The sequence below is a fragment of the Stenotrophomonas sp. S41 genome, from assembly GCF_016624625.1.
GTDB lineage: Bacteria > Pseudomonadota > Gammaproteobacteria > Xanthomonadales > Xanthomonadaceae > Stenotrophomonas.
Map to the genome: position 1 here is coordinate 1 of NZ_JACVTV010000135.1, position 10,491 is coordinate 10,491.

The 10,491-nt window shown below is 68.3% G+C and carries 10 protein-coding genes; 6 read left to right on the plus strand and 4 right to left on the minus strand.

The genetic code is table 11. The features are described from left to right. Positions 1-308: 308 nt before the first annotated feature. On the plus strand, positions 309-1,568 hold the full coding sequence (gene fabV, locus IAE56_RS19110) for an enoyl-ACP reductase FabV (RefSeq protein ID WP_200753615.1): 1,260 nt from the start codon (positions 309-311) through the stop codon (positions 1,566-1,568). A 126-nt stretch (positions 1,569-1,694) separates the two neighbouring features. On the opposite strand, the gene IAE56_RS19115 is transcribed toward fabV, so the two are convergent. The 3 genes from IAE56_RS19115 to IAE56_RS19125 form a co-directional block, all read right to left on the minus strand. Continuing rightward, a complete protein-coding gene (locus tag IAE56_RS19115) occupies positions 1,695-3,764 on the minus strand; it encodes an EAL domain-containing protein (RefSeq protein WP_200753616.1) in 2,070 nt (689 codons plus the stop codon). Between the two features lie 91 nt (positions 3,765-3,855). After that, positions 3,856-5,040 carry an NAD(P)/FAD-dependent oxidoreductase gene (locus tag IAE56_RS19120; protein WP_200753617.1) on the minus strand — a complete coding sequence of 395 codons (1,185 nt, stop codon included), beginning with the start codon at positions 5,038-5,040 and terminating at the stop codon, positions 3,856-3,858. Then, a complete protein-coding gene (locus tag IAE56_RS19125) occupies positions 5,037-5,585 on the minus strand; it encodes a YaeQ family protein (RefSeq protein ID WP_108768587.1) in 549 nt (182 codons plus the stop codon). Before IAE56_RS19125 ends, IAE56_RS19120 begins: the two co-directional genes overlap by 4 nt. Before the next feature lie 124 nt (positions 5,586-5,709). Here IAE56_RS19125 and IAE56_RS19130 point away from each other — a divergent pair, with 124 nt between their 5' ends. Beyond that, positions 5,710-6,072 carry a hypothetical protein gene (locus IAE56_RS19130; protein WP_200753618.1) on the plus strand — a complete coding sequence of 121 codons (363 nt, stop codon included), beginning with the start codon at positions 5,710-5,712 and terminating at the stop codon, positions 6,070-6,072. Beyond that, positions 6,069-6,944, plus strand: coding sequence for a pseudouridine synthase (locus tag IAE56_RS19135; protein WP_200753619.1), 876 nt, complete (start codon positions 6,069-6,071; stop codon positions 6,942-6,944). The genes IAE56_RS19130 and IAE56_RS19135 overlap by 4 nt, the downstream gene beginning before the upstream one ends. 17 nt (positions 6,945-6,961) lie before the next feature. Here the strand turns inward: IAE56_RS19135 and IAE56_RS19140 are convergent, their stop codons facing one another. Then, the gene (locus IAE56_RS19140) at positions 6,962-7,447 is read right to left on the minus strand and encodes a YaiI/YqxD family protein (RefSeq protein ID WP_200753620.1); all 486 of its coding nucleotides are present in this window, start codon (positions 7,445-7,447) and stop codon (positions 6,962-6,964) included. Positions 7,448-7,749: 302 nt separating this feature from the next. On the opposite strand from IAE56_RS19140, the gene IAE56_RS19145 reads away from it, so the two are divergent. From IAE56_RS19145 to IAE56_RS19155, 3 genes are all read left to right on the plus strand, one after another. Beyond that, entirely contained in the window at positions 7,750-7,959 is a 210-nt protein-coding gene (locus IAE56_RS19145) for a cold-shock protein (protein ID WP_004153307.1), read from the plus strand. A gap of 121 nt (positions 7,960-8,080) precedes the next feature. Further along, positions 8,081-8,770, plus strand: coding sequence for a glutathione S-transferase (locus IAE56_RS19150; RefSeq protein WP_200753621.1), 690 nt, complete (start codon positions 8,081-8,083; stop codon positions 8,768-8,770). Between the two features lie 31 nt (positions 8,771-8,801). Continuing rightward, on the plus strand, positions 8,802-10,367 hold the full coding sequence (locus tag IAE56_RS19155) for a YdiU family protein (protein WP_200753622.1): 1,566 nt from the start codon (positions 8,802-8,804) through the stop codon (positions 10,365-10,367). Positions 10,368-10,491 lie beyond the last annotated feature (124 nt).

Here is a 10,491-nt window from a genome sequence, read left to right on the forward strand (position 1 = left end):
CCGGTTGAGGGGGTGTGAGCGGCATGGATGCCGCGACCAAGCCCCCATGGAAGGGTTCACGGCGTCCCCCTCAACCGGACCCGCCCCGCCAACCCACAGGACCCCAGCTTTTGACGTTGACGTTGACGTTGCTGTGGCTTGAAGCAGGTGCAGGGCTGCAAGCCCTGCAAAAGAAAACCCCACCCTACGCCAGCGTCGGTTGTGCAATCTTCCCCCGCGCACTACGATCCTGCGGTTCGCGCGCGCCTGCGCGCGCCCGTATTCCTGCTGAGCGCCCCGTGCGCCGCATCTGCCAACCCGAGGTATCCATGGTCATCAAACCGCGCGTCCGCGGCTTCATCTGCGTCACCACCCACCCGACCGGCTGCGAGGCCGCGGTCAAGCAGCAGATCGACTACATCCGCGCCCGCCCGCCGATCCAGAATGGCCCCAAGCGCGTGCTGGTCATCGGTGCCTCGACCGGCTACGGCCTGGCCGCGCGCATCACGGCCGCCTTCGGCAGCGGCGCTTCCACCCTGGGCATCTTCTTCGAGCGCCCGGGCAGCGAAACCAAGCCGGGCACCGCGGGCTGGTACAACTCCGCCGCGTTCCACAAGTACGCCGACGAAGCCGGCCTGTACGCCAAGAGCATCAACGGCGATGCCTTCTCCGATGAAGTGAAGGCCAAGACCATCGAAATGATCAAGGCCGATCTCGGCCAGGTCGACCAGGTCGTCTACAGCCTGGCCGCACCGCGCCGCAAGCACCCCAAGACCGGCGAGATCATCAGCTCGACGCTGAAGCCGATCGGCGAGCCGATCGTCCTGCGCGGCCTGGATACCGACAAGGAAGTGCTGACCGAGACCCACCTGCAGCCGGCCACGGCCGAGGAGATCGCTGGCACCGTCGCGGTGATGGGCGGCGAAGACTGGCAGATGTGGATCGATGCGCTGTCCGAGGCCGGCGTGCTGGCCAACGGCTGCACCACCACCGCCTTCACCTATGTGGGCGAAGAGATCACCCAGGCGATCTACTGGAACGGCTCGATCGGTGCGGCCAAGAAGGACCTCGACGACAAGGTGCTGGGCCTGCGCGCATCGCTGGCCAAGATCGGCGGCGACGCCCGCGTGTCGGTGCTGAAGGCGGTGGTCACCCAGGCCAGCTCGGCCATCCCGACCATGCCGCTGTACCTGTCGCTGCTGTTCAAGGTGATGAAGGCGCAGGGCACCCACGAAGGCTGCATCGAGCAGCTCGACGTGCTGTACGACATCCTCTACGGCGGCAAGGCTGACGGCGTGGCCGTCGACCGCCTGCGCCACGACCTGGTCGATGGCCAGGGCCGTACCGTCGCCCTGGTGGACGAGGAAGGCCGCCTGCGCGCCGACTACAAGGAAATGGCCCCGGAAGTGCAGGGCAAGGTGCTGGAGCTGTGGCCGCAGGTGACCAACGAGAACCTGTACGAGATCAGCGACCTGGCCGGCTACAAGGCCGATTTCCTGCGCCTGTTCGGGTTCGGCGTGGAAGGCGTCGATTACGAAGCCGACGTCAATCCGGACGTGAAGATCGCCAACCTGGTCGATCTGACCTGACGCGATAGGCGGTAGCGCCGGGCCATGCCCGGCGGATGCCGTGGATGCCGCTGCGCTCGCCGGGTATGACCCGGCGCTACCTCCGCGGTCGGTGGTAGTGCCAGCCGCTGGCCGGCATCAGCGGATTCAGCCGAAATCGAAGTTCATCGACGGCAGTGCCGGGCCGACGAAATCGCCCTGCACGTAGTCGACGCCCGCGCTGAACAGCAGGGTCATCGAGTTGGCATCGCTGACGAACTCGGCAATGGTGCGGATGCCGGCTTCCTGCGCACGCGCGGTGATCTGGCTGATGCGGTCGATGTTCTCGCGGGTCGCCGCCAGGTCACTGGTGAAGCCGCGATCCAGCTTGAGGAACTGCGGCTCGAAGTGGGCCAGCAGCTGGAACGAATCCAGGCCCGAACCAAACTGCTCCAAGCCGATCCGGCAACCCAGCGGGGCGACGTCGGCGAGGAACTGCTGGGCGGCACGCAGGTGGGTGAACACCTTCACCTCCGGCGCGTGCAGCCACAGCCGCTCGCCCGGCACGCCCTGTGCCTGCAGCTGCTGGCGAAGCGTAGCGATCATCTTCGGGTCGTCGAACGACTCGGGGGTGACCTTGACCAGGATCTGGGTGTCATGGCCGGCGCGTGCACGTGCGCCCAGCACGCTGATCGCCTGCGATACAACCCAGCGGTTGATGTCGCCCAGCAGGCCGTGCTCCTCGGCAATGCCAAGGAAGGCGGTCGGGCTGAGCAGCTCGCCGTTGTGCTCCAGCCGCAGGTAGGCCTCGTACAGTTCCAGCGGCTCGCCCTGCAGGTTCAGCACGGGCTGGTAGTGCAGCTGGAAGCCGTCGCCGGCCAGCGCCTCGCGGATACGCCCGACCCAGCGCTGCACGCGCTCTTCCTCGATGCGGTCGACCGCGGCCGGGTCGAAGATACGCGTGGTATTGCCGAGGGCGGCAGCAGCCTGCGCACATTCGCTGGCACGCGCCAGCACCTGGCCGATGCTGGCGATCTTCTCGCCCACCTGCACGCCGCCAAGGCTGACGGTGACCGTGGCCGATCGCGCGCCGATGGTGAACACGTGTGCGGCAAAGGCTTCGCGGATGCGCTCGGCCATGGCCAGCGTCTGTGCGTAGGGGCCGGACTGCAGCACCGCGAAGCTGTGTTCGCCGAAGCGCGCCATCTGCGCGTCTTCGCCCACCACTTCAGCCAGCTGCGCGGCCATCGCGCCGATCAGGGTGTCGGCCGAGTCCAGGCCGATATCGGGGATCAGGCGCGCGTAGTGGTCCGGTTCGACCAGCAGCAGGCCGAACTGGCCCTCGCTGCGGCCGGCTTGGGCCACCGCATCTTCCACCTGCAGCATGAAGGTGGGGCGGTTGAGCAGGCCGGTGACCTGGTCGCGCTGGCGCAGGTCTTCGACCTCGCGGGCCAGTTCGGTGTCCAGTTCCAGGCGGCGGCGGAACACCACCTGCAGGCAGGATTCGCCTTCGTAGGTGGCGGCGGTGAATTCCATGGTGGCCGGGAACGCGCTGCCATCCTGGTGGCGCGCGTCCAGCTGGTACTGCGGCGGCGGCGCCTCGCCACGGCTGAGCGACTTCAGCAGCTGCTTGAAGCTGTCCACGTGCTGGGCGGCGACCATGTCCAGCAGCGAGATGCCTTCGATATCGTCGAAGTCCTCATAGCCGAACATCTCCAGATAGGCATCGTTGGCACGGATGTGCATGCCCTCGTGAACGTAGGCGATGGGGTCGCGCGAAGAGGCGATCAGGGCATCGCAGCGGCGCTCGGTCTCGCGCATCTGCGCCTCGATGCGGCGCAGGCCACGGCGCGCCTGCAGGTCGACCCACTGGTCGCGCACCACCGCCAGCAGGTGGTCGTTGCGCTGGCGCAGGGCGAGGGCGCGGACACCGTTGCTGCTGGCCTGGACCAGTTCGTCCTCGTCGATGCGATCGGCCAGCAGGACCAGCGGAATGTCCTTGCCGCTGGCGGCGATGTGCTGGGCCACCAGTGGCAGCGGAATGCCCTGCGAAGGCGAGGCCAGCACCAGATCGATGGCCTGGCTGGCCAGCACCTGCGACAGCTCGGCCGCATCCTGCGGCCGCCACGGGCGCACGGCGATGCCGCTGTTGCGGAGGGTGCTGACGATGGCTTCGGCGTTCTCGCCGCTGTCATCGACGATCAGCAGCCGGATGGTGATGTCGTTCGCGTTCTGCATGCACTGCTCCCCAATCTGCAAATCTAGATACACGATGCGCGCCAGTCCGTCCATGCGCGCGCCCCTTGCAGCGTTGGAACGGCGATGCGGTTCACACCACGCTGCCCGCGGCATGGCCGCTGGCCCAGGCCCACTGGAAGTTGTAGCCGCCCAGCCAGCCGGTCACGTCGAGCACTTCGCCGACGAAATGCAGGCCCGGCACACGCTTGGATTCCATCGTGGCCGACGACACCTCGGCGGTGTCCACGCCGCCCAGGGTGACCTCGGCGGTGCGGTAGCCCTCGGTGCCGCTGGCCACCAGCGGGAAGGCGCCCAGCAGCTGCCCGGCCTGGCGCAGCACCGGTTCGTCCAGCTGCCGCACCGGGCGGTCCGGCAGCCAGTGTTCGCACAGGCGCTGGGCCAGGCGCTTGGGCAGCACCTCGGCCAGCACCGTGCGCAGTTCAGCCGCCGGGCGGTCGCGCTTCATCTGCCGCAGCCACTCGGTCGCGTTCTGGCCCGGCAGCAGGTCCAGCTCCAGTGCATCGCCGGGTTGCCAGAACGAGGAGATCTGCAGGATGGCCGGCCCGCTGACGCCGCGATGGGTCAGCAGCATGAAATTCTGGAAGCTTTTGCCGTTGCAGCGCGCCTCGACCGGCAGGGCGACGCCGCTGAGATCGGCCAGGCGTTCCTGGTGGGTGCCACTGAGGGTCAGCGGCACCAGGCCGGCGCGGGTGGGCAGCACCTGGTGGCCGAACTGGCGGGCCAGCTCATAACCGAAGCCGGTGGCGCCCATGCTCGGGATGGACAGGCCGCCGGTCGCCACCACCAGCGAGGCGCAGTGGAACAGGCCCTGGCTGGTGTGCACGCGGAAGCCATCACTGCCGTGCTCGATGCGCTGCACGCTGCAGTCGGTACGGATCTGCACGCCCGCGGCCTGGCACTCGTCCACCAGCATCTTCACGATCTGCTTGGACGAGATATCGCAGAACAGCTGCCCCAGCTCCTTCTCGTGATGGGCGATGCCGTGCTTGTCCACCATCTCGATGAAGTGCCACGGCGTGTAGCGCGCCAACGCCGACTTGCAGAAATGCGGATTGGCGGAGACGAAGTTGGCCGGGGTGGTACCGGTGTTGGTGAAGTTGCAGCGGCCACCACCGGACATCAGGATCTTCTTGCCGACCTTGTTGGCATGGTCGATCACCTGCACGTGGCGGCCGCGCTGGCCGGCGGTGATCGCGGTCATCAGGCCAGCCGCGCCGGCGCCGATGACCAGCACGTCGCAGCGGATCGTGCTCATGCCTTGGCGCGCTTGCGCCAGTTCGGAATGATGTCGAGCTGCATCTGGTCGTTGATGATCTGCACTTCGCCATCCTGGATCAGCACGCTGAACCGCATGGCGCGCTGGATCTGCTGGCCCCACTGTTCGACGAAGGCGCCGTCGAGGTCGACCACCGACAGGTTGTCGAAGCGGGCCAGGGCCTTGCCCTGCTTGTTCCACCAGATATCGGAGGCATTGCCGCCGTAGTTCACCACCTGCACCTGCCGGCTGCGGTTGCAGGCCTTGCGGATGCGCGACTCATCGGGATGGCCGAGGTCGATCCACTGCAGGATGTCGCCGGTGTAATCGTGGTTCCACAGGTCCGGCTCGTCGTCGGTGCTGAGGCCGCGGCCGAATTCCAGGCGGTCGTCGGCGTTCAGGGCGAAGGCGAGCAGGCGCACCATCAGGCGCTCGTCGGTTTCCGACGGATGCTGGGCCAGGGTCAGGTTGTGGGTCGCGTAGTAGCCGCGATCCATGTCGCTGATCTGCAGCTCGGCCTTGCGGATGGTGGCGGTGAGGGCCATGGGGAATCCGTGCACTAAAGACGACCATGATAGAGGTTTGCCCGAAGGGTGTCCGTGGTCGGGGTGTCTGCCGGGCGTCAACGGTGGCACTCTGGCAGGGTTTTTCCGCCCGCAACGACCGCGCATGACCCGTTCCCGCATCCGCCGCCTGCGTATCGCCGATGCCGACTTCGTCTGCAGCGTGCGCGCGTCCGCTGCGGGCGTGGTGCCTGCCAGCGTGGCGTTTGCCGCCTACGCGCCGGGCCGTCGGCTGCGCATGCGCTTCAGCAGCGCGCCGGCGCAGGGGCGGCTTGCCGGCGACGCCGGGTTGGACCATGGCAGCCTGCGCACGGCTGACGGGCGCTGGATCAACCTGCATCTACCTGCGGTCATGCAGGCGCTGGTGCTGGCGGCGCTGGGTGATGGCAGGGGCGACGACGTGGAACGCGATGGCTGGCGGGTGCTGGATGCGGCCGCGCTGCCGGTGCCCGCGGCCGCTGCGCCATGATCCTGCCCAGCCGCCTGCAGCTGCCGCCGGGGGACTGGCCCAGCCTGCTCGATGGGCTGTGCGCGCGTTTCCCGCGCATCGACCGCGCGCAGTGGCAGGACCGTTTCGCCCGCGGCCGCGTGCAGGACGCGCAGGGCAGGGCGCTCGCGGCGGGCCAGCCCTGGCAGGTCGGGCTGGAGATCCTCTATTTCCGTGAGGTCAGCGATGAACCGATCATCCCGTTCAGCGAGCGCATCCTCTACCGGGATGAGCACCTGCTGGTGGCTGACAAGCCGCATTACCTGCCGGTGACCCCCGCGGGCGGCTACGTACGCGAGACGCTGCTGGCGCGCCTGGTGGCGCAGACAGGCAATGCCGATCTGGTGCCGCTGCACCGGCTGGACCGGCTGACCGCCGGGCTGGTGCTGTTCTCGCAGCGGCCGGATTCGCGTGACGCCTACCAGCGCCTGTTCCGCGAGCGGCGCATCGACAAGACCTACGAAGCGCTGGCGCCAGCGCTGCCGGGCCTGGCGTTCCCGCTGCAGCGGCTGAGCCGGATCGTGGCCGGCGAGCCGTTCTTCCGCATGGCCGAAGTGCCGGGCGAGGCAAACGCGCGCACCCGGGTGGAGGTGATCGCCGCCGACGGCGCGGTCTGGCATTACCGCCTGCAGCCGGAAACCGGGCGCAAGCACCAGCTGCGGGTGCACATGGCGGCCCTGGGCGCGCCGATCCTCGGCGATGACCTGTACCCGCAGCTGCAGCCGGTGGCCGATCCGCTGCAGGCGCCGCCGTTGCAGCTGCTGGCGCGGGCCCTGGCGTTCCAGGACCCGCTGAGCGGGGAGCGGCGGGCGTTCAGCAGCGAGCGTTCGTTGCAGCTGCCGGAAAGGCGCTGATCAGCGCGGTGGCAGCGTCACGGCTTCACACGGGCCAGCCAGCGGTCCAGCTCGGCGGCGAACAGCTGGCGGTCGCGCTGGCCCAACGGCGGCGGGCCGCCGGTCTGGACGCCTGCGCCGCGCAGTTCTTCCATGAAATTGCGCATCGACAGCCGCTCGGCCATGTTGTTGGCGGTGTACAGCTGCCCGCGCGGGTTCAGGGCGACGGCCTTCTTTTCCAGCACCAGCGCGGCCAGCGGGATGTCCTGGGTGACCACCAGGTCGCCGGCGGCCACCCGTTCGACGATGGCGCTGTCGGCCACGTCCAGGCCCTGCGGCACCTGGATGGAGCGCAGCCACCGTGAGGGAGGGGTGCGGATCCACTGGTTGGCGACCATGGTCAGCTCCAGGCCGACCCGCTCGGCGGCGCGGAACAGGATGTCGCGAATGACGCCGGGGCAGGCGTCTGCATCGACCCAGATCCTCGGTCGGCCCTGTTCAGCGGGGGTTTCGGCTTCAGTCATCTACCCAGTGTAGGGTAGGAAAAAACTGAATGGGCACTCGGGTTTAGCCTCGATCCGCTGCCAAGCCTTGCCACGCCTAGCGGGGCAGGGGATGAGAATGAATGTCAGGGCTATCGCTTTTTCCCCAAAACACGCGTATCGTTCGACCCACTGTGTTTGCTAGGGTCACCGTGAATCGTGGCCTGGTGCAGTTGATCTCACGATCCGCTCATCGATCCGCTTTACCAACGCCTGCAACTCAGTCTCGGCCCCGATTCCCGGTGGCTGCGATTTTTTCAACATGTGTTTCAGGAGTTAGTCAAATGTCTGATCGCCAGACCGGTACCGTCAAGTGGTTCAACGACGCCAAGGGCTTCGGCTTCATCACCCCGGAAAGCGGCCCGGACCTGTTCGTGCACTTCCGTGCCATCCAGGGCACCGGCTTCAAGACCCTGCAGGAAGGCCAGAAGGTTACCTTCATCGCCGTCCAGGGTCAGAAGGGTATGCAGGCTGACCAGGTGCAGGCGGTCTAATCCGTCTGCTACCGTTTGGTAGCCAGAAACGCCGGAAGCGAAAGCTTCCGGCGTTTTTTTTATGCGCGCAACGCACACACCGGCGCGCGGTACGATGCGCGCTCCCCTCAGGAGCCCACCCATGCGCATCGTCCACCACCTGGAAAATTCCCGTTCGCTGCGCGTGCTGTGGATGCTGGAAGAGCTGGGGCTGGACTACGAGCTGCGCCGCTACCCGCGTGACCCGAAGACGCTGCTGGCTCCGCTCGCGCTGCGCCAGGTGCATCCGCTGGGCAAGTCGCCGGTGCTGCAGGATGGGGACCTGGTGCTGGCCGAGTCCGGGGCCATCCTCGATTACCTGGCCGACCGCTACGACACCGGGCGCCAGCTCTCGCCCGCGCCGATGCCGGCCGAGGCGGCCGAGCGCATCGACTACCGCTACTGGCTGCATTACGCCGAAGGCTCGGCGATGCCGCCGTTGCTGCTGACCCTGGTGATCGGCCGCATCCGCACTGCGCCGATGCCGTTCTTTGCCCGCCCCATCGCCCGCAGCATCGCCGACAAGGCCGAGCGCAGCTTCATCGGCCCGCAGCGCCGCCTGCACCTGGAGTGGATGGAGCGGCGCCTGGCCGAAAGCCCGTGGTTCGCGGGCGACCGTTTCACCGCCGCCGACATCCAGATGAGCTTCCCGATCCAGGCCGCCGCAGCCCGCGGTGGTGGACTGGACGACAAGCCGGCGCTGCGCGGTTTCCTCGCGCGCATCGGCGAGCGTCCGGCCTACCAGCGCGCCGAGGCCAAGGGCGGCGCCCTGCAGGCCCTGCGCGGCGATTGAGGCGCGGCTCCGTCGCCCCCATTCTGTCGGGATGGATACCAACGCCCCCCGTTTCGACAACCGGCTGCTGACCGCCCTGCCGGGTGACCCCGAGAGCGGCCCGCGCCGCCGCGAAGTGCGCGGTGCCGCATGGTCATCGGTGATGCCGACGCCAGTGGCTGCACCGACCGTGCTGGCCTGGTCGCCGGACGTCGCCGCGCTGCTCGGCTTCGAGGCGGCCGACGTGCAGGACGATGACTTCGCCCAGGTATTCGGCGGCAACGCGTTGTACGCCGGCATGCAGCCGTGGGCGGCCAACTACGGCGGCCATCAGTTCGGCCACTGGGCGGGCCAGCTGGGCGACGGCCGCGCGATTTCGCTGGGTGAACTGGTGGCGGCCGATGGCCGGTACTGGGAGCTGCAGCTGAAGGGCGCCGGGCCAACCCCGTATTCGCGTGGCGCGGATGGTCGCGCCGTACTGCGCTCGTCCATCCGTGAGTTCCTGTGCAGCGAAGCGATGCATCACCTGGGCGTGCCGACCACGCGCGCCCTGTCCCTGGTCGGTACCGGCGAAGACGTGGTGCGCGACATGTTCTACGACGGCCACCCGCGCGCAGAACCGGGCGCCATCGTCTGCCGCGTGGCGCCGTCATTCATCCGTTTCGGCACGTTCGAACTGCCGGCCTCGCGTGGCGAGACCGCGCTGCTGAAGCAGCTGGCCGATGCCTGCATCGCGCGCGATTTCCCCGGACTGCAGGGCGAGGGCGAGGCGCTGTACGGCGACTGGTTCGCGCAGATCGCGGTGCGCACCGCCGAGCTGATGGCGCACTGGATGCGCGTCGGTTTCGTGCACGGGGTGATGAACACCGACAACCTGTCCGTGCTGGGCCTGACCATCGACTACGGCCCGTATGGATGGGTGGAGGATTACGACCCGGACTGGACGCCCAACACCACCGACGCCCAGGGCCGCCGCTACCGTTTCGGCACCCAGCCGCAGGTCGCATACTGGAACCTCAACCGGCTGGCGCAGGCGCTGTCGCCGCTGTTCGCCGACGTGCAGCCGCTGCAGGCGGGGCTGGCCGCGTTCCAGTCCACTTTCGTCGCCTGCACGCGCCGCGATGCCGCCGCCAAGCTGGGCCTGGCTGCCGCCGATGACGAAGACCTGCAGCTGTACCTGCGCTGGCAGCAGCTGCTGCAGGAAGGCGGCATGGACATGACCCTGGCGTGGCGCGCACTGATGCGCGTGGATGCTGCAGCGCCGGATGCCGGGGTGCTGGACGCGGTCTACTACGACGACGCGCGCCGGCAGGCGGTGCAGGCGCCGCTGCAGCAGTGGCTGCAGGAGTACGCGGCGCGGTTGCGTGCCGATCCGCTGACGGCGGAAGCGCGGCTGGCGAAGATGGCGGCGGCCAATCCGCTGTACGTGCTGCGCAACTGGCTGGCGCAGGAAGCGATCGACCGGGCGGAGCAGGGCGATCTGGGCGGCGTGCATGCGCTGCAGGACGTGTTGCGTGATCCGTACACGGAGCGGCCGGGGCTGGAGCACTATGCGGGCAAGCGGCCGGGGTGGGCGGATCACCGTGCCGGGTGCTCGATGCTTTCCTGCAGTTCGTAGGGGGGTGTTTTGCAGGGCTTGCAGCCCTGCACCCGCTACAAGCCAGAGCAACGTCAAGTTCAACAGCTGGCTATCCGTGGGATGGCGGGGGGGGGGGGGGGGGGGGGGGGGGGGGGGGGGGGGG